This window comes from Nonomuraea sp. NPDC048892 (assembly GCF_040649735.1).
In the GTDB taxonomy this organism is placed as follows: domain Bacteria; phylum Actinomycetota; class Actinomycetes; order Streptosporangiales; family Streptosporangiaceae; genus Nonomuraea; species Nonomuraea maheshkhaliensis.
This window is the reverse complement of record NZ_JBEZFZ010000006.1, coordinates 274,864-298,732: the sequence shown is the minus strand read 5'-3', so window position 1 is coordinate 298,732 and position 23,869 is coordinate 274,864. Positions and strand designations below refer to the sequence as shown.

The window sequence follows — 23,869 nt, the reverse complement described above, 5'->3', positions numbered from 1 at the left end:
TGATGCCATCGGTCACTTTGCGGAAGATCGAACTTGCGGACTGGCGGGCTGTCCACTCCTGGGCTTCTCTCGCCGAGGTCTGCAGGTTCCAGGCCTGGGGTCCGAATACCGAGGAGCAGACTCGTACGTTCGTGACGACTGCGGTTGAGGCGTGGTCGCAGACGTCCCGGCTGCGATTTCCGTACGCGGCGCAGATCGACGGCGGCGTGGTCGGCATGGGCGAGCTGCACGTTCGGAGTCGAGGACAGCGCCAAGGCGAGATCACCTATGTCGTCCACCCGCGATGGTGGGGGCAAGGAGTGGGAACGGCGATCGGGAATGAGCTGCTCAGGCGAGGATTCGAGGAGATCGGCCTGCACCGGATCTATGCCACCTGCGACCCGCGAAATGCCGGATCGGCTCGGGTGCTCAGGAAGCTCGGCATGACCTGGGAGGGACGGCATCGCCACACCGCGCTGATTCGCGACGGTTGGCGGGACTCCGAGCTGTTCAGCATCCTCGAAGATGAGTGGCGGGCGGCCGCGCAGCAGTGATCGATGCTCGTTTCAGGTGCCTCGCGGATTTCTGGCACGCCGGCTCGTTCTTCTCCGTGCTCAAGAACGCGCGGCTGATGGGCAATCACCCGCGTACGGCGCGAATCAGTACCGGCATGGCCACCAGCAGGGCGACCCCGCGCAGCACCCCCGCCACGGGGTACGGCGCGCGCAGTCCGAAGGTGTGCGCCACCAGCCCGCCGGCCAGCGCTCCGAGTGGGATGAGGCCCCAGCCGAGCATCCGGTAGACGCTGTTCACCCGGCCGAGCAGCTCGGACGGCACGATTCGCTGGCGCAGGCTGACGGTGACGATGCTCCACAGGGTGATGACGAAGCCGTTGGCGGCCAGCAGGGCGCCGAGCACGATCGCGTTCGGGCTCAGTCCGATGCCGACGAAGATGATGACGTTCGTGATGAGCGCGGTGAGGAGTGCGGGCAGCTCGCCCATCGTTCTGGCCAGGTGCGCGCTGACCAGCCCGCCGAGCAGGCTGCCGATCGCGGCGCCGGCGAGCAGCAGTCCGTAGCCGGGGGTGTCGAGGCGCAGCGTCTGGGTCGCCAACAGCACCAGGGAGACGTTGCCGAGCTGGAAGCAGAACGTGTTGACGCCGAGCAGGACGGCGAGGGTGCGCAGCAGCTTGTGCCGGATCAGCCAGCGCAGGCCGTCCGCGATGGCCGTTCGCATCGGTGGAGGCTCGGTACGCTCGCGCCCGCGCCTGGGCAACGTCGCCAGCAGTGCGGCCGACAGGGCGAACGAGGCGGCGTCCACGCCGAAGGGCAACGCCACGGCGACCGCGAACAGCAGGCTGCCGAGCGGTGGTCCCGCGAACTGCGCGCCGACCGTGGTGATGGTCTGCTGGTAGCCGTTCGCCTGGTGCAGCAGCGGTTCGGGAACGATGTCCGGCAGCGTCGCCTGCGCCGCGTTGCCGAAGACGACCGCACCCGCTCCCAACCCGAATGCGCAGGTTGCGAGCACCGGGATGTCGATCCGGCCGTACGCGGCGAGGATCGCGATGCCTGCGACGATCACCGCTTGGAGCGCCTGCGCGCGCCACATGAGAGCGACGCGGTCGTGCCGGTCGACGAGTGCGCCGGCCGGCAGGGAGAGCAGCAGCCAGGGCAGGTACGTGGCCGCGGAGACGATCGACACGAGCCGGGGATCGCGGGTGACCGTGACGGCCAGCAGCGGAACGGCCGCGGCGAACGCCCCGTCGCCGACGCCGTTCACGCCGGTCGCCCACCACAACCGCCAGTAGCTTCCGGACAAGCGCGACTCAGCTGTCATGTGGTGATCTTCACGGCGTAAGACCTCGTCACGACAGCATTTAGGCCAGTGCTACATAATCGGTCCGTGGCGCTGACGATCGATCTCGGGGTGACCGAGTTGGCGGCGACCCGGTTCGCGATCTCGCCGCTGTCGGAGACCGTGTCCGGCCTGCAGCAACTGGGCGGCCTTGATCGGAACCCGCTCAACCTGCGGTGGCTGCGGTGGGTGGCGGACGAGCTCGCCAGGCGTCCGCTGGATCTCTCGCGTACGTGGCCGCTGATCGTCAACGACAGGCTGGGCTGGCCGGAGTTCCTGGTCCCTGCTCCGCTCGGCTCGGGGGCCTCCATCGACGACGACCTCGCCGCGTTGCGAAAGACGCCCGCCTCTCAAGTGCGGACCAGCCTCCGGCGTGTCTTCGGCGACGATCTCCCGGACTCCGCCGCCGTACTCGCTGAACGACCTGCGGCAGGGCTACGTGCGATCGCCGCGGAACTGCGTGCGGCACACGACCGGCTCATCGCGCCGCACTGGCCACGGATCCGGGCCGTACTCGATGCGGACGTCAGCCATCGGGCCAGGCAGATGGCCGCGGGCGGGGCCGAGCGGCTGTTCGCCGACCTGCATCCGGATCTGCGCTGGCGCGATGGCCGGCTGGAGCTGGGGGAGACACGGTGGCGGGCCGAGCGGGTCGTGGAGCGCGGTCCGGGCGGGCTGGTGCTCATGCCGGTCGCCCTTGGATCGCCGTACGTGCTGATCAAGAAGAGGACGTCCACCCAGACCACCGTGCGCTATCCGGCACGAGGCGTCGGGACGCTGTGGACGGCCGGAACGCGGGCGCCCGCCGGCAGCACGATCCGGCTGCTCGGCCGGGCGCGAGCCGAACTGCTGGAGGCACTGCGGTCTCCCGCGACGACGACGGACCTGGCGCGGGCACTCGGCATCACGCCCAGCGCGGTCTCGCAGCACCTGCGGGTGCTGAGGGAGAGCGGGCTGGTCGCTCGTGAACGGTCGGGGCGCAGCGTGTTGTACATGACGACTGATCTCGGGGTGTCTTTGAGCGAAGTGACAACCTGAATTCTGATCAGGAGTATGCAAGGGTGATGACCGATCCCCTCGCCCCGTTCCGTTGGCTGGCAGCCTCACCTGGACAACTCGGCGAAGTGCTCGACGACGTTTTCTGCGTTTCCTTTTTCCGCGGGCTCGAACCTGCCGAGGTGCTGCGCCGCTTCGGGACCAGGGAACCGGGGCGGAGGCTGGCCTTCTATGAATTGCAGGTCAAGGTCTGGGAGTCCACTGAAATGACCGACGACAACTATGTCGGGGTCGTTCAGGTCGGCGAGTGGAGCGTGGCCGTCGAACCGCGGGGTTTTCAGGCGGTGCTGTCCGAGTCGTTGACCGGGCTGTCTTGGGGATGCGAGGTGGTGGCCGTGGGACGGCACGATTATGCGGAGGACTGCTTTGTGTACGCGGTGGACGGCGAGGTCGTCACCAGCTTCACGCCGCGCCTGCCAGGCACTCGGTGGGGCAGCGACCCGGACCGGCTCAACGGGCTCATGCGTGAAACCGGCCTGCCTCCGGAGAAGCCGGATGAAGAGGCATGGGAGGCGACATGGGATGACATGTTCGCCAACGGGATCCCGCGGGCGTTCTTGCTGGCAGCCAAGATCACTGGCGTGGTGTTCACCCAGAGCGTCCTGGCCAGGTACTTGCTCGTCGGCGCCCTCCCTCAGTGAGGACGAGGGGTGCCCCGGTGGGTGGGGCCAGCCCCGTTCGCCCTGGTCGGGCGAACGGGGTCCGGCTTCGGGGCGCTCTGGTCGAGCGTTCAGCAGGTCTTGGTCTTCTGGTACGGCTCGCGGTCGTGGGTCGTCGTGATGGACTCGGATGCCGTGCGGCCCTTGGAGATGTGGCGGCAGTTCGAGTCAGGGGCCCACGACCAGGCCACCTTGACCTTCACGGCGTTCTTGCAGTTGTTGGTGAGCTTGACGGTGGTCTTCACCAGCACCTCGCCGAGGCTGTTCCGCTTGCCCGTGTACGAGGCGGTCACCTTGCGGTCGACGCAGGACGGGGCGTTGCCGAGGATCTGGACCGCGCCGGCAGCCTGGGTCGTGGTGGCGGCCTGGGCGGTGCCGGCGTAGGCGGGGGCAGCGAACGCGGTCATTACGGCGGCGCACGCGAAGGCAGTGCTCAGAAAGCGCATCGACATTCTCCGGTTTCTTCCATGCGAGAGATGAGTGGTGCTGCGCGTCGGACGACCGTGGATTTGGTCCCGTCGCAGGAAACGGCGTCGGGTCAGCTGTTTCCCGAGCCAGGTCCATAGTTTTAGTGGGCAGCGGTATAGGGCTGGTATGTTCTGCCGCCTGAAGTGAGCTGCCGGTCCCGGCCGGATGGAGCGGATGGATCAACCGCTCGCGTACTCACTGGGGGAGGTGGCTGATCTCCGCCGATCTGGCGAGGCGGTGCTCTGGTTTATCGCTGCAGTTGCGGATCGTGCTCGTGCCGAACCGGCTCGGGCTGGGCGCGGCACCAGTCCACGACGCGGTACGTGATGCGGTCGAAGGGCGCGTCATCGGTGAGGGGGTGTTCGAAGTCGGCCAGGCGATCCAGGTCCATGGCCAATTCCGCCAAGGTCTCCTCGGTGAAGAGGCCCGACCCGGTGAGCGTCTCGCAGGTAGGCCAGGAGCCGTTCGTGGTGCTCGTCCCAATTGCTGTTGCCGTTGCGCTGCGCCTCGTCTCGGAGCTTCTCGACCGCACGCAACAGTTCGCCCTGGACGGTGTTCGCCTGGCCGCGACGTGGCACATGGGTCTGCCAGATCATGCGAGCATCAGCGGCATAGGACGCATCCATGGAGGCACCGTACAGCCAGGCCATTGGCGCCACGCAGGATCCCTGTAATGGTCACGTACAGTGAAGGCGTCGGCTTAGGGTCGTTGTCGGGCGTGGTCGGTCGTGCTCATGCCGTACAAGCGTGAGGCCGTGACGGCCCGACCAACCTGGGCAGAGGTCGAAGCGCACTTCGACGGTCTTCTCAGGGGAGCCATGAGCCGGGAAGCGCGCCCTGAACGGCTATCTGGGGAGCAGATTCAGGGCGGGGGCGTGAGCTGGGCGGACCACGGAGAAATGGCGACGCACGCCCACGACGATGGCGAGGAGGCCGGCCCGTGCGATGGTTTCCGAACTGCGCCAGTCGGGCTGGGGTCCCTCTCTCGGTTCGGTCATGGGCGGGAGCATTCCATGTGGAGATCAAGATCCGGTAGCGGGCCGGGGTCGCCGCCTTCGGCGCAGGTAGAGGCACGTCGTCGTTCGTGCCCTGCCACCTCGGATCACCGGTCTCAAGCGTTCAAGAGCAAGTCGGGTGCGGTGCGGGTGGGATTGTCGGTGGGGTGGGTCATACTCCGCCAAGCCAGGATGATCACCGACAAGGGCGAGGGCACGGGCATGGCGCAGTTGTTACGAAGGCTCGACGACGAGGTCTACGTCGAGTACAACACATTCGGGCTGGACGGCACCGATCTGCCGACGTGGGGCTCGCCCACCGATGAGATGTACCACTTCATCGCGGCCGTACGGATGGAGTCCTGGGACGCCGAGCCGGGGGCCGCGGACGACTCGTGGACGCCGGTCAGTTCGGCGACGTTCGTCGCGAAGAGTGGCGTGATCGCGATTCTGTCGATGATGGATGGCAAGGGGCATGACTTCCTGATCGGGCCGGCGCATTTCGAGTACGGCGTGTCCATGTACCTGCGTGAGCCCCAGCCGGGCGACGGGCATGCCACGGATGATTGCGAGGAGACGTGGCTGCTGAGGTTCTGGCCGATCCGGGATGTCTTCGATCCGATCGCGGACGCGGCGCCGTTCTCCTACATCGCTGCGGGGTGGATCCGGGCCTGGACACCTTCGACGGCTGGCTACGCACGGTGTGCCGCAAGGCCGAGGGCAGGGGTATGACTGTTCATGAGTGGTTGCGCGCGGGCGGGGTGGACATCGCGGACGGTGTGGAGCTCACGCCGGCCACCTGCAGCCCGCCCGGCGCGCGTTCTGGGCGGTACAGCGATCCGCTGATCGACCGCTATCACGCCGAGCAGGAGCGGCGGTACGGATCCCGGTCTGGGGAGGAGCTGGACGAGGAGCGGCTGCGCGAGTACGCCGACGCCGAGCGCATCGCCAAGGAGTTGTGCCGCCGCGACACCCGTACGTTCTCGGTGCCCATCGACGGCCGTGGCGCCATGTACGCACCGCCGGGTGTCAGTCGCCGCGTGTGGCGGTGGGAGGACGACCTGCTCGGCGGTGAGCTCATGGACGGAGGGCTGACCGTGGACCGGCAGGTCCTGGCCAGAAACCCGTGGACCAGGCAGATCCTGGTCTCCGGCATCGTGACGATCCTGCGCCGCGATCACGAGCGGCGCGGCGATGGCGACACCGTCTGGTACAGGGCGCGCGACGCCGAGCCGCACGAGGCGGCCAGGGTGTTGTGCGCGGAGGCCACCTGGGAGGAGGACCCTGACCAGCGCCGGGCCCTGGACGAGGTGGCCAAGGAGAAGCTGATCGAGCTGCGGGCCACCCACAGGATCCGGGAGAAGTGAGGTCCGGGCCTTGGCGTTCGGAAGCGGTCGGCGCGAAGGTGATGGTGCCCTCGCGCGCACCGTCGTAGATCCCGCGGGACGCTGACGCGCGGTGATGGCCGGCACTGCTCTCAGCGCGGCCGGGTCGCTGAGGCGGAATCGGGTGCCGGACTTCAGCGCGAGCTGACATGGCCTGGATTCGGCGACCCTGAGAGATGAGTGATTTAGCAGGCGGAGGATTCCGGTGGGCATTTTTTATGAGTATTTCCGGGCGGCGAACAGGCAGGTCGCCGTGGAGAAACCGGATCACTCCCGCGTGGTGGCGAAACCCCTCCCTGGTTTTCCGGCCTTCGATGCCGTGGAGAGCAAGTGGTTCAATCCGTGCGACTCGCTGTCGAAACTGATCGCGCTGATCAGGAACGTGCCCTACAGCATGGATCTCGTGCCGACGGTTGAGCTTTATCCGCCTCCGGAGAATGCGCCCAAGACCGACCAGGAGTTGGCCGCCCTTCCGGAGGATTCGCCGTACTTGGTGGGTCCGGGGATCGAGGAACTGCCGGTGGATGTTCGTGACTCGCTCGCGGACGTTACCGACGCGGAACTCGTCGAGCTCGGCGAGCGATGGGCGGCGGAGGAAGGCGGTGATCCTGAGTCCTATTCCGCGCTCGTCGCAGAGCTGCGCGACTTGGCCCGACGTGCCCGGGACGAGGGTCAGTTGCTCTATTGCTGGAATTTCGGTTAGCGGGAGCCGGTACGCGGTCGCGCGCGGGATGCTCCTATGGATGTCAGTCCACGTCGACGTTGTCGAGGAAGTGCAGGTTGTCGAGGAAGTGCAGGAGGTGGGTGAGGACGCGGATGCAGGCGGTGATGTCGGCGTCGGTCAGGCCTTCGCCCGCCTGGGCGAGTACGGCGCGTTCGCGGCCGAGTACGGCCGTGATGGCGGCTGTGCCTTCTTCCGTGAGCCGGATGAGTGAGGAGCGTTTGTGCGCCGGGTTGGGGACGGACTCGACCAGGTGGCGCGCCGCCGCGTCGTTGATCATGCGCTGGACGAACTGGCGGCTCAGCGCCTGCGCCCTGCCCATCTGGGGGACGGTCATGGGGCCGTGTTCGCGCAGCAGGACGAGGACGGCCCGCACTCCGACCGGCAGGCCCTCGATGGGCGCGTCCTGCTCCACCTTGCGGTGGGCGCGCCGGTACAGCGGTCCCACCAGGTCGAACACCTCGGCAAGGCGGTCGGGTAGGTCTGCGGGGTGCTGGGGCCGGGCTGTTCCGCTCACCGTTCCATGATGACACCTTAGTTGTCATTCTTGGTCCAAGATGACACCTTGGTTGTCATGAATGATGTGTTCTGGCTCGACGTCGGCGCCGGTCGGCCTCTCGTCCTGTTGCACGGCGGCTTCGTGGACCACGGCATGTGGCACGCGCAGATCGCGGAGTTCGCCGGGAGCCACCGGGTCATCGCGCCCGACGCCCGCGGCCACGGCCGCTCCGCCAACGCCACCGAGCCGTACCGGCTCACCGACGACCTCGCCGCCTTGCTGCGCCGGCTGCGTACGGGCCCGGCCGTGCTCGTGGGTGTGTCCATGGGCGCGAGCGTCGCGGTCGAGACCGCGCTGGAGCATCCCGAGCTGGTCAGCGCCGTGGTCATCACCGGCGCAGGCACCGGCGAGCCGTACTTCACCGACCCCTGGACCGTCCAGCGCCTGACCACCTGGCACGCGGTCATGGCGGCCGGCGATCTGGAGGGGTCGGTCGAGGGGTTCATGGCGTTCGTGGCCGGCCCGTACCGGACCCTCGACGAGTGCGATCCCGACGTCGTGCGCCGGCTGAGGCGGATGGCCAGGCAGACCATGGCCAAGCACACCGCCGGCGAACCCGATTTGCTCGTCCCGGTGACCGGCACCTGGGAGCGCGTCGCCAAGATCGAGGTCCCCGTGCTGGCCGTCAACGGGGCTCTCGACTCGCCCGACCACATCGGCATGGCGGAACGGGTCGCCTCCGCCGTCGCCGACGGCCGCACGATCACCGTCGACGGTGCGGCCCACTACCCGAACATGGAACGTCCGGACGTCTACAACGAGATCCTCCTGGATTTTCTGCGGTCTGCTCGGTGATCACCGCGCCGGTGGCCAACGGCCTAATGGAGCCTGCGGGCTCAGGGGGTTCTCGGGTCGTGGAGTGTGTGCATCGCGTCCATGAGGGTTTGGTGGATGTAGTCGAGTTCGGGGGTGGAGAAGGCGGTCCAGTCGTCGGTGTCCTGGGACCACTCCGCCGGTTCGTCGGAGGCGGTGGTCCAGTCCTGGTCGGTCGCCGCGGGGTCGTGCTGGTACACCCACCAGAGGTTTCCTGAACGGTCCTGGAAGCGGGCGAGCTTGTCGCCGAAGAAGTCGGTCGGTCGGGTCACGACGCGTGCTCCGCGAGCCTCCGCGCGGGCCAGCGTGGCCTCGATGTCGTTCACGTAGACGCGGGTGAGCGCGGGAGTGAACGGCCAGTCGGGCTTGCGGTCGGCGAGCATCAGCAGCGAGTCGCCCAGGTGGAGCTCGGCGTGCAGGACGAGGCCGTCCTTGTCGATCGTACGGGCCGCCGGCACGTCGGTCGCGCCGAACACGTCGATGAGGAAGTCGATCAGTTCGATGGCCTGGTCGGTGATGATGAACGGATTGACCGTGTTCGAGCCGGCGGGCGCGTGAGGGAATGTGGTCATGATGATCCTTCCTGCGTGAGCGGTGCAGGCATGCTCGCAGGAGACGAGGTCATATTCCGTCCGCATCTGCGGGGGATGATTGACGGGTGACGTCAGGCGGCGTCAGGCGGCGTCAGGCGGCGTCTCCAGGGCGCGGAGCATTCGTGCGAGCGTCTCGCGCAGTTGCGTGCGCGCGGGGCCGGGCAGGTCGACGGTGTACTCGACGCCGGCCGGGATCCACGACAGGGCGTACATCGTCTCGCGGACGTCGCCGCCGCCCACCGGCCAGCGCGTGGTGTCGGCGCCCGCCGGCTCGACGCCCTGGGCCCACTCGCCGAACTCCTGCCGGAGCCGCTCGATCGGCATCCGGATCGTCGCGGTCGCGTCGGTCGCCTGCCTGCCCCATGACGTCGCGACGGCCACGAACTCCTCGATCTGGCGCTGGGAGAGCGGCCGTGGCTCGAAGAACACGGCGGTGCGGTGTACGGCGGAGATCCGGTCGATGCGGAACGTGCGCCAGTCGTCGCGGTCGAGGTCCCAGCACAGGAGGTACCAGTGCCGTTCGGACGGGGCCAGGTGGTGGGGTTCGACGTGGCGTGGTGACGGGCCGCTCGCTGAGGGGGATATATGGGTGAAGCGGGTGCGCTCGTGGTCGCGGCAGGCCAGCGCCAGGTCGGTCAGCACGGTCGGCGACACTCCAGGCCGGGCACTTGATGCGGCTTCGGTCCCAGGCCCGGCTCCGGTACGGGGTCCCGTCCGGGACGGGCGTACCGCGGTGGCGAGGGCGTTGACCCGTTCGCGCAGCGCGGCGGGCAGGACGCGTTCGAGCTTGGTGAGCGCCCGCAGCGTCGTGTCGGCCCCGTCGGTGAGCTGCCGCGTCGCCGCGAGGCGCAGGCCTGCCGCCATCGCCACGGCCTCGTCGTCGGTGAGCAGGAGCGGCGGCACCACCCCACCGGGTTCGAGCCGGTAACCGCCCGCGAGCCCGGGAGCCGACTCGATGCGATAGCCGAGATCGCGCAGGCGCTCGACGTCCCGGCGCACCGTGCGCTGAGTGACGCCGAGCCGCCGGGCCAGGTCGGGGCCCGTCCAGTGCCGATGCGTCTGCAGCAGGTTGAGGAGGGCGAGCGCGCGTGCGGTGGTGTCCGGCATACCCCTCAGCCTGCTGCAGAACGAGGACCGTTCGTGTCCGCATCCGCCGGCAGGGCCGCCGCAGGACCGGAGCTGAAAACTGTCAGGAGTAGAGCCAGCAGCGGGTCCGGTGGTCCGGGGTGAACGTGTGCGTCGGCGGGGTTTTGGTGTGGCAGGCCGGGGTCGCGTGCGGGCAGCGGTGGGCGAAGGGGCAGCCGACAGGTTCGGCGAGCAGATTCGGGGGTTCCGCCAGGTCCTCCTCGTCGAGGTCGTCCGGTTCGTCCGTCCCCGGTGAGGCGGCCGGCCGGTCGGGGTCGGGGGAGGCGGCGAGCAGGAGTTTCGTGTACGGGTGCTTCGGGTCCTGGGTGACCTGCTCCACGGGCCCCGTCTCCACGATGTGACCGGCGTACATGACGCTGATCTCGTCGGCGAAGTAGCGGGCGCTGGCGATGTCGTGGGTGATGTAGAGCATGGCCAGCCCGTCGCGCCGGCGCAGCTCGGCGAGCAGGTTGAGGATGTCCAGCCGGATCGAGACGTCCAGCATCGACACGGGCTCGTCGCCGAGCAGGACGGCCGGTTCGGCGGCCAGCGCCCGCGCGATGGCGATGCGCTGGCGCTGGCCGCCGGACAGCTCGTGCGGGTACTTGTCGATGAAGTCGTCGGCCGGGGTGAGGTTCACCCGTTCCAGCAGGTCCAGGATGCGCTGCTCCAGCTCGGCCGCCGGCGTGCGGCCGAAGTTGCGCAGCGGTCTGGACAGGATGTAGCGCACCCGGTGCAGGTTGTTCAGCGACGAGAACGGGTCCTGCAGCACCATCTGGACCCGGCCGAAGTGGGTACGGCGGTCCGCGCGCCGGACCGGTTTCCCGGCGAAGCGGATCTCGCCGCCGGTGGGGAGGTCGCCGAGTGCCAGCAGCCGGGCCAGGGTGCTCTTGCCGGAGCCGCTCTCGCCCACCAGCGCCAGGATCCGCCCGCGCCGCAGGGTCAGGTCGACCCCGTTCAGCGCGTGCACCACGCGGCCGCGGTCGCGGCCGTGCGGCGGGATGCGCTTGGTCACGGCGACCGCCTCAAGGATCGCCTCTGTCGATGACATCAACGCACCGCCTTGCTTCCGGGGAGGTCGGCCGGCTGCGCCAGGAGGCAGGCGGCGCCGTGCTCGGCCGCCAGAGGCAGTTCCGGCCGGGTGGTCGAGCACTCGGGCTGCCGTTTCTGGCAGCGGGGCTGGAAGGCGCAGCCGGCAGGCAGCGCGCGCAGGTCGGGGGGCGAGCCGGGGATGCCGCGCAGCTCGCGCAGCGGCCCGTGCAGCGGCGGGGTCGATCGGGACGTAGAGCGTGTTGCCGAACTACCACGCCGGCGTGACCCGGTCGGCCTGGTAGACCACCCAGTCGGGATGGTTGGCCTGGTACCAGGCCAGGGTGTGGGTGCGGTCGAAGTCGCGGAAGGCGGGCAGGTAACCGGAGGGCACCGCGCCGGCGGGCTGCGCCAGGGTTGAGGCTCCCCAGACGAAGTCCACCAGCCCGGCGTAGACCGATTTGTCGGGGATCTGGTTGTCGAAGATCTGGCCGCGGGCGATGCCGTTCGCGGGCGGGTCGGGCAGGACCAGCGATGCCGCCTTCGCCGTACGTGCTCCTGGCCAGGCCAGGGCGCCTGCTGTCAGTGCCGCCGCGCCCGCCAGGATCTGCCGGCGGCTCAGGTGAGATTCGATCCGCGAGCTGCTTTCCATGATCAACTCCTTCGTCGAAGGCGCCCCCCACGCCACGGCCGATGACATCGAACCTAGTGACAACAAACGATTGCCGCAATACTGCAAACGCTATCATCTGATTTGCAGTCATTCCGAGTTTCAGGGCAGCATGGATCGATTGCTGCAAGGATGGTTATCGTTCAGGCGTTGCTGAGGTAGTCCCGCACGCCGTACGCCGCGAAATCGGCCAGGTCGGCACGGATGCGGGCGGCGACCTCCGCGTGGTCGGCCAGGTCGGGCGCCACCGCGGCGAGCAGCCGCATCGGATCGTGCGCCAGCCGCCGCAGGTCGCCGGCGCGCGGATCGCTGACCTCGACCGGCCGCCCGGCGTCGTCGGTGGCGACGGTGACGTGCCTGAGCCAGGCGGCCACCGCCAGGCAGGCCCAGCGCGGCATCGCCCCGGCGGCCAGCCGGTCGCGCACCGTGCCGAGCAGGCGGATCGGCACCTTGAGCGACCCGTCCATGGCGATCTGCGCGCATCGGTGACGCAGCGCCCGGTTCCGCATCCGGTCCAGCACCTGCGCGCCGTACTCGCGCAGGTCCACACCGGGGGGCGGGGTCAGTGCGGGCAGCACGTCCTCGTGCAGCAGCCGTTCGGCCAGCCGGGCGAGCACCGGGTCGGCGAGCGCGTCCGCGACGTGCTCGTGGCCGGTCAGCGCGCCGGTGTAGGCGAGCGTGCTGTGCGCGCCGTTGAGAATGCGCAGTTTGGCCCGCTCGTACGGCTCCACGTCCGCCACGAACCGCGCCCCCGCCCGCTCCCAGGCCGGCCGGCCGCCGGGGAAGTCGTCCTGGAGCACCCACTGGCTGAACGGCTCGGCCACCACGGCCGCCAGGTCCTCCCGCCCGGTCAGCTTCGCCGCGGTCGCCAGGTCCTCCGGCGTGGTGGCGGGCACCATCCGGTCCACCACCGTGGCCGGGAACGACACCCCCTCCGGCACGCTCCCGCAGACGTTCAGCACGGCCACACGTAGCCGGGGGCCATTGGCGAGCAGGTTGTCGCAGCTGACCACGGCCACCGGGCCGGCCCCGTCCGAGGTCCTGCGCGTCAGGCCGGCCGCCAGCAGGTCGATCGGGCTGCCCGGCCGGGTGTCGGCGTACGCCTTCTCGGTGATCGTCAGCGTGATCACCCGGACCTCGGGGTCGGCCACCTGCCGGATGACCTGCTCGGTCTCGGTCGGGGCGTGCAGGGTCCGCCGTACGGAGGAGATCTCGGTCGCGGAGACGTCGTCGCCGTCGCGTACCAGCAGCGTGTAGCGATGGTCCTGGGCGCGCAGCGCGCGGACGACCTCGGGAGAGCGCGGCGCCACCGCGCAGATCGCCCAGCCGTCGCCCGCCTCCTGTGTGTGGACGGCCTGGTGAGCACGGTGGAAGGCGCCGAGCCCGAAGTGCACGATCATGATTCGGCGAGGAGTTCGGCGATGTCGATCGGGCGCGACTCCACGGCCGAGCGCCAGATCGCCTCGCCCGTCGCCACCGCCAGCGCCCCCTGCCGGGCGTCGGCGAGCAGGCCGTCGCGCAGCGACTCCGGCGCGGGCGCGCCGAACAGGTCGCTCTGCTGCAGCGGGTCCGCGCCCTCGTGCCCGCCCTCGCGGACGATCACCTCGATCGTCTCCTGCTCGCCGAACAGCGGCGAGAACGTGAACGTGCCGGAGCCCGGCAGCGTGGTCCCGTCCGGGGTCCTGCCGTGGCGGGACTCGATCTGGCCGTGCGTGCCGCTGATCAGCACGCGGTAGCCCTCCCATGGGGAGGAGAAGTCGAGGGTGTAGGCCAGGCTCGCGCCGTTGTCGTAGCGGACCAGCGCGGAGTAGGTGTCCTCGATGTCGATCTCGTCGTCGTAGAGGTAGGTGTCGGTGGGGTACTGGTGCTCGTAGGCCAGGCCGTACAGGCCGGTGCGGACGCCGCCGGGCTCGGCGAAGGCGAACGCGCCGCTGCCCGCCTGCGCCCGGTAGTAGGGGTCGCGCTCGTACAGGTCGGCCCCCGTGTACGGCGTGCCGGAGGCGTCGCGGGGGCGGTGCGGGCTGTCGGGGCCGTAGAAGTTGAGCGCGCCGTAGGCGAAGACCTGCTCGGGAGCGGCGCCGATCCACCAGGAGACCAGGTCGAGGTGGTGGCAGCCCTTGTGCACCGACAGGCCGCCGGACAGCGCGCGCACCCGGTTCCAGCGCTGGAAGTAGCTGCCGCCGTGCCGTACGTCCACGTGGTAGTCGAGGGCGACGTGGGTGATGCGGCCGAGCCGGCCGTCCTGGATCAGCCGCTTGATCTGGCGGTGCCGCGGGATGTAGCGCATGTTGTGCGTGACCAGCACCGACCCCTTGCTGTCACGCTCGGCGCGCAGCACGCGGACGGCGTCGGCGGCGGTGGTGACCATGGGCTTCTCGGAGATGACGTCCAGGTCGCGGGCGAGCGCGGCCAGGATGTAGCCGGCATGGGTGTGGTCGGGGGAGGCGACGATCACCGTGTCGGGCGCCAGTTCGTCGACCATCCGGTCGAATTCGGACGGCGCGTACCAGGGCAGGCGCTCGTGCCCCTCGGGCAGCACCGAGTCGTTGAACGCCTCCACCCTCGCCCGGTCGGGGTCCACCACGCCCGCGACGGTGTCGCCGTGGTCGAGCAGGGGCAGCACGAAGCTCGCCAGCCCCCTGTTGGACAGCCCGCATACGACGTACCGCTTCATACCTGTCAGCCTCCTGCAAACGCAGTCATGTGATCCTCGTCGGGTTCCGTGCCATAATGCCGAGACTGCGACTGAAATTGCAACAAACGCTTGCAGGAGGCTTCATGGACGACCTGACGGCGATCGGCGACCTGCTGACGGGGGAGGCGCCCGTCACCTGGGTGTTCGCGGGCGACAGCATCGTGCAGGCCGCCCGGTGGACGGCCGGGGCGCGCGGTTATGTCGAGCTGTTCTCGGAGCGGGTCAGGTACGAGTGCGGGCGGTTCCTGGACGCGGTGATCAACACGGGGGTCAGCGGCTGGCGGGGTGCCAACCTGGCAGCGCACCTCGACCGGGCGGTCCTGCGGCACGCGCCCGACGTGACGGTGATCGGGGTCGGTACGAACGACGCCAAGGACCTCTCCGTCGCGGAGTTCCGCGCCGTGCTGACGCCGGTCATCGAGCGCGTACGGGAGGCGGGGTCCCTGGTCGCCCTGCAGACCCCCGTGCCCGGGCCGATCGCGGCCATCCCCGCCTATGCCGAGGCGATCAGGGAACTGGCCGGCGAGCTGGGTGCGGCGCTCGTCGATCACCACGCTCGCTGGCAGGACGCCGATTCCCGCTGGTACGGAGATCCGGTGCATCCCAACGCCGAGGGGCACCGGGTGATGGCGCGCACGCTCGTCGACGCGCTCGGCGTACCCGAACGTACAATTGCAAGCGATAGCTGAAATAGCAGCACCGACCTGCAACAAGAGAACGCTTCCTCAGCTCCGCCCGTGCGATATCGTCGCCTCGTTGCAGCAAACCAGGAGGTCAGGCTCATGCCAGTCACGCTTGCGGACGTCGCCCAGGCCACCGGGCTGTCCGCGTCGACCGTGTCGCGGGCGTTGTCCGACCCCGACAAGGTCAACGTGCACACGCGCGAGCGCGTCCGCCGCGCGGCCCGCGAGCTCGGTTACGTGCCCAACCAGACGGCCCGCTCGCTGATCTCCGGCCATCACGACATCTTCGGGCTGATCGTGCCCGACATCGCCAACCCGTTCTTCCCGCCGATCATCAAGGCGATCCAGGCGCGGGCGGGGCTCAAGGGCAAGACCGTGATCATCACGGACGTCGACGAGCATCCGAGTGACGAGGTCGAGCGGGCGCAGATCCTGCGTAAGCGGGTGGATGGGCTGATCATGGTCTCTCCGCGTACCGGTGACGACCGGCTGCACGAGCTGGCCCGGCTCAAGCCGATCGTGTTCGTCAACCGGCGGGTCCCCGGCGCGGCCAACGTGCTGGTCGACAACGACGACGGGATGATCGAGGCGGTCGAGCACCTGACCGCGCTCGGCCACAGGAAGCTCGCCTACCTCAGCGGCCCGCGGCGCTCGTGGTCCAACGCGCAGCGGCGCGAGGCGGTCGTCGCGGCCTGCCAGGCGCAGGGCGTCGAACTGGTCGAGTACGGGCCGTTCGAGCCGCAGGTCCAGGCCGGCGTACGCGCCGCCGACCTGGTGCACGCCGGTGACGTCACCGCGGTCATCGCCTACGACGACCTGATCGCGCTCGGCCTGATGACCCGCCTGGCCGAGCGCGGGGTGCGGGTCGGCCAGGACCTGAGCGTGATCGGCATCGACGACAGCCCGATGTCCGGCATGGCCTATCCGACGCTGACCTCGATCCACGTGCCGGGGACGGAGGCCGGGGTGGTGGCGGTCGATCTGCTGCTCGACATGATCAACAATCCGGGGGAGGAGGAGCCGCCGGTCGTGCAACTGGAGACACGACTGGTCGTCCGCGGCTCCACCACCCTGGCACCGTCCAGGTAACGGCCTGCGTCACGTGACGGCCGGCCTCGGACCGGCCTGGCTTACATGACGGCGCCGAGCTGCCACGGCGCGAACTCCTCGTCGCCGAATCCGAGCAGCTCGCTGGCCGTCTGCTGCCCGGACGCGGTGGCCAGGATCAGGTCGTAGACGGCGCGGCCGGTCTCCTCGATCGTGCGTTCGCCCGTCGCGATGGGCCCGCAGTCCAGGTCCATGTCGTCCCGCATCCGCCGGTAGACGTCGCTGTTGGTGGCCAGCTTCAGGCTCGGCACCGGTTTGCACCCGTAGACGGAACCGCGCCCGGTGGTGAAGCAGACGATGTTCGCGCCGCCCGCCACCATGCCGGTGACCGAGACGGGGTCGTAGCCGGGGGTGTCCATGAAGGCCAGGCCCGGCTGCCGTACCGGCTCGGCGAAACCGTGCACGCCGGTCAGCGGCGAGCTGCCGGCCTTGGCCACCGCGCCGAGCGACTTCTCCAGGATTGTGGTGATTCCGCCGTCCTTGTTGCCCGGTGAGGGGTTGTTGTCGAGCGAGCCGCCGTGCCGCGCGGTGTAGTCGCGCCACCAGTCGATGCGGTCCAGCAGCGCCCGCGCCACCTTCTCGTCCACCGCCCTGGCCGCCAGCAGCCGTTCGGCGCCGTAGATCTCCGGGGTCTCGGCCAGGATCGCGGTGCCGCCCTGCGCGACCAGCAGGTCGGCGGCCACGCCCAGCGCGGGGTTGGCGGTGATGCCCGAGTAGCCGTCGGAGCCGCCGCACTTGAGCCCGAGCACCAGGTGCGAGGCGGGAACCTCCGTCCGGGACACGCCGAGCGAGGGCAGCAGCTCGCGGATGGCCTCGACGCCCTTCCGCACGGCCGCCGCCGTGCCGCCGGCCTCCTGGATGGTCATCGTCGCGATCGGGGTGCCGGTGGGCAGGTCGAGCTCGGCGATCTGGTTCACCTCGCACCCCAGCCCCAGCACCAGCAGCGCGCCGAAGTTGGGGTGGGCGGCGTAGCCGGACAGCGTACGGCGCAGCAGCTCCAGCCCCTCGCCGTCGGAGGCCAGGCCGCACCCGCTGCCGTGCGTGATGGCGACCACGCCGTCCACTCCCGGCGCCGAGTCCAGCATTCCCGAACGGCGGGCCTGGTCGGCGATGAGCTTGGCGACGGTCGCCGAGCAGTTGACGGAGGTGATGATGCCGACGTAGTTGCGGGTGGCGACCCGGCCGTCGGGGCGCACGATGCCCTGGAACGTCTCGGGCTCCCGCCGGACGACCGTCCCCGGCGTGGGGACGACCTCGGTCCGGTCGGTGTCGTGGAAGCCCAGGTTGTGCGTGTGCACGTGCTCGCCCGGGGCGATGGGGGCGGTGGCGTGGCCGATGACCTGGCCGTACTTGGTGACCTCCGCGCCGGGTCCGACCGCCGCGAGGCTGACCTTGTGGCCGGGCGGGACGTCCTGGGTCGCGGTGAGTCCGTACCCGAAGGAGTCGCCGGCGGCGAGCCCGTCGAGCGCGACGGCCACCGTGTCGCCCTCCCTCAACCGGATGACTCTGCTCATGCGCTGCTCCCTTCTGGACCGATGCTCATGCGCTGATCTCTTCTGGGCCGAGCCACCTGCCGCGCAGTACGGTCGCCCACGGATGGAAGCCTTCGTCGAAGACGGCGAGGTCGGCGTCGGCGCCGACCTCGATCGTGCCCTTGCGGCCGGTCAGACCGAGCACCCGCGCCGGGGTGCTGGTGGCCGCGGCCACGGCCTCGGGGACGGGCCAGCCGAGGTCGCCGGTCAGGTGGCGGAGCATGTCCGGCAGCGCCGAGGTGGAGCCGCCGAACGCGTCCGCGCCCACCACCAGTCCGACACCGTCGCCGACCTCGCAGGTCACGGTGCCGAGCCGGTAGCGGGAGCCGCGCGGCAGTCCGGTGCCCGGCGTGCCGTCGGACACCACGCACAGCCGTTCGCCCACGCAGCGGCGGGCGATCTCCAGCAACGCGGGCGGCAGGTGGCGGCCGTCGGCGATCACCTCGGCGGTGAGGTGATCGGCGGCCAGCGACTCCTCCAGCAGGCCGGGGACCCGCCACGGGCCCCGCCGGACCGTGCCGGACTGGCCGCTCCACAGGTGCGTGATGTGCGTGAGCCCCGCCTCGACGGCGGCACTCAGGTCGTCGCCGCGGGCGTCGCTGTGCCCTGCGACGACGACCCCGGCGTCGGCGAGGAGACCGGTGGCCTCGACGGCGCCGGGGAGTTCGGGGGCGAGCGTGATCATGCTGAGCACGTCGCGGTGCCGCAGGAGCAGGTCGATGTCGGCGAGCGTCGGGGGACGGAGCACGGCCGGGTCGTGCGCGCCGCACTGCGCGGGCGCCAGGAAGGGGCCCTCCAGGTGCAGGCCGAGCAGCTCCGCGCCACCCTCGGCGGTACGGTCCACGGCGGCGAACGCGGCCAGCAGCTCGGCCAGCCGTTCCACGGACGCCGACACCAGCGACGCCTGCACACTGGTGACCCCCTGCCGCGCCAGCCCGCGCAGCACCTCGGCGGCCTGCCCGGAGCCCGCGTCGAAACAGGCGCCCGCGAACCCGTGCACATGCAGATCGACCAGCCCGGCCGTGACCAACCGCCCACCCAAGTCGATCACCCCGTCGGCGTGGTCGCTCGTATGCGGCGGCAGTGACGCGATCCGGCCGTCGGTGATCACCACGTCCACGTCGTCGTGGATGCCGTCCGGGAGCAGCACCCGTCCGCCGGTGAGGATCACCGCAGAGAGTCGATCTTGCTGGCGGAGTCGGCGTCGAGGAACAGCGTGGCGTGCGGCGAGCGGCGCAGGATCGTGGCGGGGCAGGCGGTCGTGATCGGATCGTTCAGCGTGGCGGCGATGGCCGCCGCCTTGCGCTGCTCGGGGACGCACACCTGGACCGACTCGGCCGCCAGCAGCGCCGGCACGGTGAGCGAGATCGCGGTGGCGGGCACGTCCTCGACCGTGGCGAAGTGCCCCTCGCCGACCTGCTGCTCGCGCGAGCGCGCGAGCAGCGTGATCACCCGCGCCCACCGGTCGTCGTCGAAGCGCGCCTGGTGCGGCTCGTTGAAGGCCAGGTGACCGTTCTCACCGACGCCCATGCACACCAGGTCCAGCGGCAGCGTACGCAGCTCGGCCTCGTATCGTGCGCACTCGGCCTCCGGGTCGGCGGCGTTGCCGTCGATGTAGTGGACGTCGGTGGGCGCGAAGGGGATCTCGATCCGCTCCCTGATCCAGCGCCGGAACGAGGCCGGGTGGTCGGCCGCGATGCCCACGTACTCGTCCATGTGGAAGACCGTCACCCGACCCCACGGGATCTCCTGCTCGCGCAGCGCGTCGGTGAACGCGTACTGGGAGTTTCCGGTGGCGATGACGACCCGGGCGGCGCCGCGCCGTCGCACCGCGTCCCGGATGGTCGCGGCGGCGCGCTCGGCCGCGGCGCGGCCCAGGTCCGCCTCGCTCGCGTACACCTCGACGGGCAGGCTGTCCGCCGTGAATCGGGAAAGTGGGGTGGACAAATGATCCTCCTCGGACTAGACGAACACCACCATACTGCAAACGTATGCAGCACTTGCAAGAAGGCTTGACACTCTTCCACGGCAAAGCTGCTCAGACGCCGGTGACAGCGCTTGCTACGGACCAGCCGGGCGAGGCGCCGCCGCGCCCCGCCGGAGTCATCGTGCTGAGTGCCTGGCAGCCGGGCGATGACGGCCTGATCGCCTGGATCGCCCTGTGGGCCGCCGCGGCGTACCTCGGCTGGAAGGGTTTGCGGGCTTTCGCGGGCAGGAGCGTGCGGCCCGCGCGGGCGGGGCCGGTCGAGCCGGACGCGGCGCCGCCCTCGGTGCTGGTGGAGGTGGGGGAGACCGTCAAGGGGGCCGGGCTGTTCATGGCGCGCGTCGTGGTGGTGCTCGTCCTGCTCCTGCTGATCCCGACGACGCTGGGCGCGTTCGTCAAAGGGGTGATGTCGCTCTTCGACGGCGACCTGCTGACCGCCGGCTTCGCCTTCCTGGCGGCGGGATGGCTCGGATGGTACGCCTGGGGCCCGCTGCGCGAACTCTGGAAGGGCGACGAGAGCTCCACGACCGGCGAGGACCGGGCAGCAGTGGACAGCGGCCCCGTGGGCGGGGCTCGGCCGGTGCCGGAGGGCACGGTCCTGGCTCCGCCGCGCCTGTCCCTGCCCGAGGCGTTCCTTCTCCTCTCCTACCGGTACGGGGACGTCCACGACCGGCATCAGAGCGCGGTCGCGTGCGCGGCGGCGGAACTCGGCGAGCTCGCGTTGCGCCGCAGGCTGCGGGTCGTGCCCCGGAAGAAGATCAGGGTGTTCGGCTTCGAGTGTTACCTCTCGCCGAGCAAGATCCACCTGCTGGACGCGACCCCCACCGGCCTGGCCTGGGCCGATGAGCTGCTGGCGGAGCTGGAGACGGCCGCCCGGCAGCGCGGCGGGACCGCGACGGACTCCCGGCGCGAGCCGATCAGCCTGCGCCAGTGGCTCAAGCGGCGCGGCGACAGAGCGCTCCTCCTGCACCGGGACGCGCTGACCGGCGGCGGCGTGCTGTTCCACAGCCCCGGCTCCGGCCCCGATCAGGAGGAACGCCACCACCCGGATCCCGGCGTACGCGACGCGCTGGCCAGCCGGCTCAGGGCCGCCACCGAGGAACGGGTCCCCATGGACGGGCACCTGCTGCTCCTGTCGGACCTCGTGGAGGAGGCCGGACTGAACGGCGAACTGGGACTGACCATGACGATGCGCCAGAGACTCGACCGCGCCCGGGGGATCGGGGCGGTGGCGGCCCTGCCGGAGGAGGTGCGGGACACCAGCGCGGTGCTCTCCATGAGCGTCCCCTCCAGAAGCCACGACAGCGCCTCTTCCGAGGGAGGTGGTGGGGAGTAGGCGCCGTCCTCCTGCCTGGCGCAGGCGGGGTCGATCGTCAGTTCTGGACGATGAACTGATCCCGGCCGAAGTTGACGTCCTCCAGGCTCGGCTTGATCAGGCGGACGGGCAGGTCGTCGTAGTACGGGATGGCCGGGACGCGCACCATGCGCACGTCGCACAGGTAGGCCACCCACACGCATCCGTTACCGGGTGCGCCCAGGCCGCCCTTGAACTGCCATGCCTGGTTGGGGCTGGTGTTACAGGCGTAGACGTGGATGACGCCGGTGAGGCGGCCGCCCCGGTTGTCGGCGTCCAGGCACCGTCCGAAGAACACCACGCTCTGGACGCGGCGCGCGTCGGCGGGGGAGCCGGGGTTGGCGGACGGCTGGAAGCTCCACGCCTGCCTGGTGTCGCCCGGCTGGCACGGGTCGAAGTAGACGTAGATGCGCTGAGGGTCGATCAATTTGGCGCCCGCGGTCAGGCACTGCGTGGTGTCGGCCGGGAGGGTGATCCTGTAGGTGCCGGGTGGTACGTCGTCGAGGAGCGTGGCGCCGGTGCTCGCGGAGGCGTTGCCAGTGAGGGCAGACCAGCCGGTCACGGCGATGAGCATGGCGATGAGCGTTCGGGTCAGTGATCGTCGTCCCACGTTCGTTCCCCCTGTCGTGAGTTGGATGGGGACCAACGTAGGAAGCGAGCCGTGCCGCGGTCTTCGTGATTTCTCGCAAAGTCGGCCCATCCCGCTCGCCGGTTCTTGTCGGTCGTGGGCGGTACGGTCGGTTGTCATGAAGGAGCCGGGAGGTTGGGGGCTGCCTCTGGTGCGGTCGTGATCGGGCGAGGCGACTCCGGGGACGCGCGGGAGCGGCTGGCGTGGCAGTTCGCCGGCATCACCCCGTGGGACGAGTTGGAGGCCGTCCACATAGCCGAAGGGCTGGACTGGATCGCCGGTGGGGCGCCGCTCTACCGGACCGACGCGCCCGATGTGCCGGATCCGCACCTCGTGGCCTACACCGTGGTCCTCAGCCCGAGCGAGGAGATCCTGCTCGTCGATCACCGCAAGGCGCGGCTCTGGCTGCCGAGCGGCGGGCACGTCGAGCCCGGCGAGGACACCTGGGAGACCGTCGAACGCGAGTGCCGGGAGGAGCTGGGCGTGGCGGCCCGCCCCACCGAGTCGGCCGGGAAGCGGCCGTTCTTCGTCACCGCGACGCGGACGCGCGGTGCGCGCTCCCACACCGACGTGTCGCTCTGGTTCGTCATCGAAACCGACCCCATCACCTCCTACGACGAGGGCGAGTTCGCCGGCATCAGGTGGCTGTCGCCGCGGGAGGTCCTCGCCGAGCCCATCGAACGGCTCGATCCGCACATGCACCGGTTCACCAGGAAGCTCGTCAAGGCACTCGGCTGATTGCTAAGTACCCGAGCCCGGGGCGGGGCGGGAGATGCGGAGCATGGCGCGGTAGACCGCGGTCCCGCTGGGGGGTGGTGTCAGGGGCGGGAGCGGGGTGCCGGGGGTGGCATAGGCGCGGAGCATCTGGCCGACCAGGCGGCGCCACGCGTCAGGGGCGGCTTCGGCGGTGGCGGCGACGACGCCCGCGTTGGCCATCAGCAGGATGACGAGGTCCTCGGCGGTGAAGTCGTCGCGGAGGTGGCCGCCGGCCTGGGCGCGGGCGATGATCTCCAGGAACCCTTCGTACGCCTCCGCGCGCCGGGCTTCCAGGGCCTTGGCGGACGGGAAAGACCTGGCCAGCACGTCGGCGAAGCCCCGGTCGGCGGCCTGCATGGCGCACACGGTCTCGATGAAGCCGGTGAAGCCGCGCCACGGGTCGGGATCGGCGAGGGCCCGGGCGGTGGCGGCGGCGTAGGCGTCCATGCGGTCGGCGAAGACGGCGTTGATGAGCTCTTCGCGGCTGGCGAAGCGGCGCGACAGGGTGGCCTTGCCGACGCCCGCCTCGCGGGCCACGCAGGCCATCGAGACGCCGAGTCCTTGGCCGGCGAACAGGCGGCGGGCCGCGGCCAGGATGCGTACACGGTTGCGTTCTGCGTCGGCGCGCAGCCCTGCTTCGGACTGCTGGTCGTCGGGCGGGTCGGGGTCCGCGCTGCGGCTCATGATTCCAGTCTAGCCAAGTGGAACGGTCTACCCATTTCCTCGCCGAACGTGGCATGATGAAAACGGGTAGGCCGTTCCACTTTTCCCCGGGACGACGCCGAGCGCCGTCTTTCGCCTGGCCGAGCTGCCCACCGCACCCCCGACCGTCAAGGAGATCCCCCATGAACATCGCCCTGTGGATCGTGCAGGTCGCTCTCGGCGCCATGTTCTTCATGGCAGGCGTGATGAAGGCCACGCAGCCCAAGGAGAAGCTGGCCCCGAGGCTGCCGTGGGTGGACGACTTCTCCGCCGGCACCATCCGCTTCATCGGCGTCGCCGAGGTGGCGGGCGGGCTCGGGCTGATCCTGCCCGCCGTCACCGGCATCGCCCCCGTGTTGACCCCGCTGGCCGCGGCCGGCCTGGCGCTGACGATGGTGCTGGCCGCGGTGGTCCACGTCCGCCGCAAGGAGCCGTCCGGGATCGCCGTCAACGCGGTCCTGTTCCTGCTCACGGCGTTCGTCGCCTGGGGGCGGTTCGGCCCTTACGCCTTCTGACGTCCCC

At 70.1% G+C, this 23,869-nt stretch carries 29 protein-coding genes; 13 read left to right on the top strand and 16 right to left on the bottom strand.

The genetic code is table 11. The annotated features are described in order from the left end of the window. The first annotated feature begins 17 nt into the window (after positions 1-17). Positions 18-533 carry a GNAT family protein gene (locus tag AB0C28_RS22460; RefSeq protein WP_358076931.1) on the top strand — a complete coding sequence of 172 codons (516 nt, stop codon included), beginning with the start codon at positions 18-20 and terminating at the stop codon, positions 531-533. Between the two features lie 85 nt (positions 534-618). On the opposite strand, the gene AB0C28_RS22455 is transcribed toward AB0C28_RS22460, so the two are convergent. Then, entirely contained in the window at positions 619-1,815 is a 1,197-nt protein-coding gene (locus AB0C28_RS22455) for an MFS transporter (protein ID WP_358076928.1), read from the bottom strand. A 66-nt stretch (positions 1,816-1,881) separates the two neighbouring features. On the opposite strand from AB0C28_RS22455, the gene AB0C28_RS22450 reads away from it, so the two are divergent. Next, positions 1,882-2,871 (top strand): helix-turn-helix domain-containing protein, encoded by a 990-nt coding sequence (locus AB0C28_RS22450; RefSeq protein WP_357846099.1) that lies wholly within the window; start codon positions 1,882-1,884, stop codon positions 2,869-2,871. Positions 2,872-2,897: 26 nt separating this feature from the next. Then, the gene (locus tag AB0C28_RS22445; RefSeq protein WP_358076925.1) at positions 2,898-3,530 is read left to right on the top strand and encodes a DUF6461 domain-containing protein; all 633 of its coding nucleotides are present in this window, start codon (positions 2,898-2,900) and stop codon (positions 3,528-3,530) included. An 89-nt stretch (positions 3,531-3,619) separates the two neighbouring features. On the opposite strand, the gene AB0C28_RS22440 is transcribed toward AB0C28_RS22445, so the two are convergent. Next, positions 3,620-3,955, bottom strand: a complete 336-nt coding sequence (locus AB0C28_RS22440) for a hypothetical protein (protein WP_358076922.1) — start codon at positions 3,953-3,955, stop codon at positions 3,620-3,622. 308 nt (positions 3,956-4,263) lie between these two features. After that, positions 4,264-4,407, bottom strand: a complete 144-nt coding sequence (locus tag AB0C28_RS22435) for a hypothetical protein (protein WP_358076918.1) — start codon at positions 4,405-4,407, stop codon at positions 4,264-4,266. Between AB0C28_RS22435 and AB0C28_RS22430 the strand changes: the two genes are divergently transcribed. The 4 genes from AB0C28_RS22430 (at position 4,406) to AB0C28_RS22415 (ending at position 7,099) form a co-directional block, all read left to right on the top strand. Next, positions 4,406-4,690, top strand: coding sequence for a hypothetical protein (locus AB0C28_RS22430; RefSeq protein WP_358076915.1), 285 nt, complete (start codon positions 4,406-4,408; stop codon positions 4,688-4,690). The two genes, AB0C28_RS22435 and AB0C28_RS22430, sit on opposite strands and share 2 nt — an antisense overlap. Positions 4,691-5,203: 513 nt before the next feature. After that, entirely contained in the window at positions 5,204-5,743 is a 540-nt protein-coding gene (locus AB0C28_RS22425; protein WP_358076912.1) for a hypothetical protein, read from the top strand. Then, positions 5,740-6,378, top strand: coding sequence for a hypothetical protein (locus tag AB0C28_RS22420; protein WP_358076909.1), 639 nt, complete (start codon positions 5,740-5,742; stop codon positions 6,376-6,378). The genes AB0C28_RS22425 and AB0C28_RS22420 overlap by 4 nt, the downstream gene beginning before the upstream one ends. Positions 6,379-6,601: 223 nt before the next feature. Beyond that, the gene (locus AB0C28_RS22415; RefSeq protein ID WP_358076906.1) at positions 6,602-7,099 is read left to right on the top strand and encodes a hypothetical protein; all 498 of its coding nucleotides are present in this window, start codon (positions 6,602-6,604) and stop codon (positions 7,097-7,099) included. Positions 7,100-7,142: 43 nt separating this feature from the next. Here AB0C28_RS22415 and AB0C28_RS22410 read toward each other — a convergent pair whose 3' ends face one another. Then, on the bottom strand, positions 7,143-7,634 hold the full coding sequence (locus AB0C28_RS22410) for a MarR family winged helix-turn-helix transcriptional regulator (protein ID WP_358076903.1): 492 nt from the start codon (positions 7,632-7,634) through the stop codon (positions 7,143-7,145). Between the two features lie 57 nt (positions 7,635-7,691). On the opposite strand from AB0C28_RS22410, the gene AB0C28_RS22405 reads away from it, so the two are divergent. Beyond that, positions 7,692-8,471 (top strand): alpha/beta hydrolase, encoded by a 780-nt coding sequence (locus AB0C28_RS22405; protein WP_358076900.1) that lies wholly within the window; start codon positions 7,692-7,694, stop codon positions 8,469-8,471. Between the two features lie 41 nt (positions 8,472-8,512). Here the strand turns inward: AB0C28_RS22405 and AB0C28_RS22400 are convergent, their stop codons facing one another. The 7 genes from AB0C28_RS22400 to AB0C28_RS22370 all read right to left on the bottom strand — a co-directional run bounded on the left by AB0C28_RS22400 (position 8,513) and on the right by AB0C28_RS22370 (position 14,580). After that, on the bottom strand, positions 8,513-9,061 hold the full coding sequence (locus AB0C28_RS22400) for a VOC family protein (protein ID WP_357846081.1): 549 nt from the start codon (positions 9,059-9,061) through the stop codon (positions 8,513-8,515). 102 nt (positions 9,062-9,163) lie between these two features. Next, positions 9,164-10,189, bottom strand: a complete 1,026-nt coding sequence (locus AB0C28_RS22395) for a WYL domain-containing protein (RefSeq protein ID WP_358076897.1) — start codon at positions 10,187-10,189, stop codon at positions 9,164-9,166. 82 nt (positions 10,190-10,271) lie between these two features. Beyond that, the gene (locus AB0C28_RS22390) at positions 10,272-11,258 is read right to left on the bottom strand and encodes an ABC transporter ATP-binding protein (RefSeq protein WP_358076894.1); all 987 of its coding nucleotides are present in this window, start codon (positions 11,256-11,258) and stop codon (positions 10,272-10,274) included. Further along, positions 11,258-11,557 carry an oligopeptide/dipeptide ABC transporter ATP-binding protein gene (locus AB0C28_RS22385; RefSeq protein ID WP_358077383.1) on the bottom strand — a complete coding sequence of 100 codons (300 nt, stop codon included), beginning with the start codon at positions 11,555-11,557 and terminating at the stop codon, positions 11,258-11,260. The genes AB0C28_RS22390 and AB0C28_RS22385 overlap by 1 nt, the downstream gene beginning before the upstream one ends. Next, complete coding sequence (locus AB0C28_RS22380; protein ID WP_358076891.1) at positions 11,508-11,888, bottom strand: hypothetical protein; 381 nt, start codon at positions 11,886-11,888, stop codon at positions 11,508-11,510. Before AB0C28_RS22380 ends, AB0C28_RS22385 begins: the two co-directional genes overlap by 50 nt. A 161-nt stretch (positions 11,889-12,049) precedes the next feature. Continuing rightward, positions 12,050-13,306: a mannitol dehydrogenase family protein gene (locus AB0C28_RS22375; RefSeq protein ID WP_358076888.1), complete on the bottom strand. Its 1,257-nt coding sequence runs from the start codon at positions 13,304-13,306 to the stop codon at positions 12,050-12,052. After that, complete coding sequence (locus AB0C28_RS22370; protein WP_358076885.1) at positions 13,303-14,580, bottom strand: Gfo/Idh/MocA family oxidoreductase; 1,278 nt, start codon at positions 14,578-14,580, stop codon at positions 13,303-13,305. Before AB0C28_RS22370 ends, AB0C28_RS22375 begins: the two co-directional genes overlap by 4 nt. 104 nt (positions 14,581-14,684) lie before the next feature. Between AB0C28_RS22370 and AB0C28_RS22365 the strand changes: the two genes are divergently transcribed. Further along, a complete protein-coding gene (locus AB0C28_RS22365; RefSeq protein WP_358076882.1) occupies positions 14,685-15,290 on the top strand; it encodes a GDSL-type esterase/lipase family protein in 606 nt (201 codons plus the stop codon). A 93-nt stretch (positions 15,291-15,383) separates the two neighbouring features. Beyond that, entirely contained in the window at positions 15,384-16,373 is a 990-nt protein-coding gene (locus AB0C28_RS22360; RefSeq protein ID WP_357846066.1) for a LacI family DNA-binding transcriptional regulator, read from the top strand. 41 nt (positions 16,374-16,414) lie between these two features. On the opposite strand, the gene AB0C28_RS22355 is transcribed toward AB0C28_RS22360, so the two are convergent. Genes AB0C28_RS22355 through AB0C28_RS22345 form a run of 3 tightly spaced genes read right to left on the bottom strand, consistent with a single transcriptional unit; the run spans position 16,415 to position 19,870 of the window. Further along, on the bottom strand, positions 16,415-17,905 hold the full coding sequence (locus AB0C28_RS22355; protein WP_357846064.1) for an altronate dehydratase family protein: 1,491 nt from the start codon (positions 17,903-17,905) through the stop codon (positions 16,415-16,417). 25 nt (positions 17,906-17,930) lie between these two features. Further along, a complete protein-coding gene (locus AB0C28_RS22350) occupies positions 17,931-19,094 on the bottom strand; it encodes an amidohydrolase family protein (RefSeq protein ID WP_358076879.1) in 1,164 nt (387 codons plus the stop codon). Then, a complete protein-coding gene (locus AB0C28_RS22345) occupies positions 19,091-19,870 on the bottom strand; it encodes a glucosamine-6-phosphate deaminase (protein ID WP_358076876.1) in 780 nt (259 codons plus the stop codon). Before AB0C28_RS22345 ends, AB0C28_RS22350 begins: the two co-directional genes overlap by 4 nt. A 101-nt stretch (positions 19,871-19,971) precedes the next feature. Here AB0C28_RS22345 and AB0C28_RS22340 point away from each other — a divergent pair, with 101 nt between their 5' ends. Continuing rightward, the gene (locus tag AB0C28_RS22340) at positions 19,972-21,243 is read left to right on the top strand and encodes a GPP34 family phosphoprotein (protein WP_358076873.1); all 1,272 of its coding nucleotides are present in this window, start codon (positions 19,972-19,974) and stop codon (positions 21,241-21,243) included. A 37-nt stretch (positions 21,244-21,280) separates the two neighbouring features. Here the strand turns inward: AB0C28_RS22340 and AB0C28_RS22335 are convergent, their stop codons facing one another. Beyond that, positions 21,281-21,871, bottom strand: coding sequence for an RICIN domain-containing protein (locus tag AB0C28_RS22335; protein WP_358076870.1), 591 nt, complete (start codon positions 21,869-21,871; stop codon positions 21,281-21,283). Between the two features lie 177 nt (positions 21,872-22,048). Between AB0C28_RS22335 and AB0C28_RS22330 the strand changes: the two genes are divergently transcribed. Further along, entirely contained in the window at positions 22,049-22,627 is a 579-nt protein-coding gene (locus AB0C28_RS22330) for an NUDIX domain-containing protein (RefSeq protein WP_357846054.1), read from the top strand. A gap of 3 nt (positions 22,628-22,630) precedes the next feature. Here AB0C28_RS22330 and AB0C28_RS22325 read toward each other — a convergent pair whose 3' ends face one another. Beyond that, entirely contained in the window at positions 22,631-23,329 is a 699-nt protein-coding gene (locus tag AB0C28_RS22325; protein WP_358076867.1) for a TetR family transcriptional regulator, read from the bottom strand. Positions 23,330-23,490: 161 nt separating this feature from the next. Between AB0C28_RS22325 and AB0C28_RS22320 the strand changes: the two genes are divergently transcribed. Beyond that, the gene (locus tag AB0C28_RS22320) at positions 23,491-23,862 is read left to right on the top strand and encodes a DoxX family protein (RefSeq protein WP_358076864.1); all 372 of its coding nucleotides are present in this window, start codon (positions 23,491-23,493) and stop codon (positions 23,860-23,862) included. Positions 23,863-23,869 lie beyond the last annotated feature (7 nt).

Excerpts from the sequence above, each read along its gene's own strand:
- AB0C28_RS22455 (WP_358076928.1), bottom strand. The coding sequence starts at position 1,815 with ATGACAGCTGAGTCGCGCTTGTCCGGAAGCTACTGGCGGTTGTGGTGG.
- AB0C28_RS22445 (WP_358076925.1), top strand. The coding sequence starts at position 2,898 with ATGACCGATCCCCTCGCCCCGTTCCGTTGGCTGGCAGCCTCACCTGGA.
- AB0C28_RS22440 (WP_358076922.1), bottom strand. The coding sequence starts at position 3,955 with ATGACCGCGTTCGCTGCCCCCGCCTACGCCGGCACCGCCCAGGCCGCC.
- AB0C28_RS22430 (WP_358076915.1), top strand. The coding sequence starts at position 4,406 with ATGGCCAATTCCGCCAAGGTCTCCTCGGTGAAGAGGCCCGACCCGGTG.
- AB0C28_RS22435 (WP_358076918.1), bottom strand. The coding sequence starts at position 4,407 with ATGGACCTGGATCGCCTGGCCGACTTCGAACACCCCCTCACCGATGAC.
- AB0C28_RS22425 (WP_358076912.1), top strand. The coding sequence starts at position 5,204 with ATGATCACCGACAAGGGCGAGGGCACGGGCATGGCGCAGTTGTTACGA.
- AB0C28_RS22420 (WP_358076909.1), top strand. The coding sequence starts at position 5,740 with ATGACTGTTCATGAGTGGTTGCGCGCGGGCGGGGTGGACATCGCGGAC.
- AB0C28_RS22405 (WP_358076900.1), top strand. The coding sequence starts at position 7,692 with ATGAATGATGTGTTCTGGCTCGACGTCGGCGCCGGTCGGCCTCTCGTC.
- AB0C28_RS22400 (WP_357846081.1), bottom strand. The coding sequence starts at position 9,061 with ATGACCACATTCCCTCACGCGCCCGCCGGCTCGAACACGGTCAATCCG.
- AB0C28_RS22395 (WP_358076897.1), bottom strand. The coding sequence starts at position 10,189 with ATGCCGGACACCACCGCACGCGCGCTCGCCCTCCTCAACCTGCTGCAG.
- AB0C28_RS22390 (WP_358076894.1), bottom strand. The coding sequence starts at position 11,258 with ATGTCATCGACAGAGGCGATCCTTGAGGCGGTCGCCGTGACCAAGCGC.
- AB0C28_RS22380 (WP_358076891.1), bottom strand. The coding sequence starts at position 11,888 with ATGGAAAGCAGCTCGCGGATCGAATCTCACCTGAGCCGCCGGCAGATC.
- AB0C28_RS22375 (WP_358076888.1), bottom strand. The coding sequence starts at position 13,306 with ATGATCGTGCACTTCGGGCTCGGCGCCTTCCACCGTGCTCACCAGGCC.
- AB0C28_RS22370 (WP_358076885.1), bottom strand. The coding sequence starts at position 14,580 with ATGAAGCGGTACGTCGTATGCGGGCTGTCCAACAGGGGGCTGGCGAGC.
- AB0C28_RS22365 (WP_358076882.1), top strand. The coding sequence starts at position 14,685 with ATGGACGACCTGACGGCGATCGGCGACCTGCTGACGGGGGAGGCGCCC.
- AB0C28_RS22360 (WP_357846066.1), top strand. The coding sequence starts at position 15,384 with ATGCCAGTCACGCTTGCGGACGTCGCCCAGGCCACCGGGCTGTCCGCG.
- AB0C28_RS22355 (WP_357846064.1), bottom strand. The coding sequence starts at position 17,905 with ATGAGCAGAGTCATCCGGTTGAGGGAGGGCGACACGGTGGCCGTCGCG.
- AB0C28_RS22325 (WP_358076867.1), bottom strand. The coding sequence starts at position 23,329 with ATGAGCCGCAGCGCGGACCCCGACCCGCCCGACGACCAGCAGTCCGAA.
- AB0C28_RS22320 (WP_358076864.1), top strand. The coding sequence starts at position 23,491 with ATGAACATCGCCCTGTGGATCGTGCAGGTCGCTCTCGGCGCCATGTTC.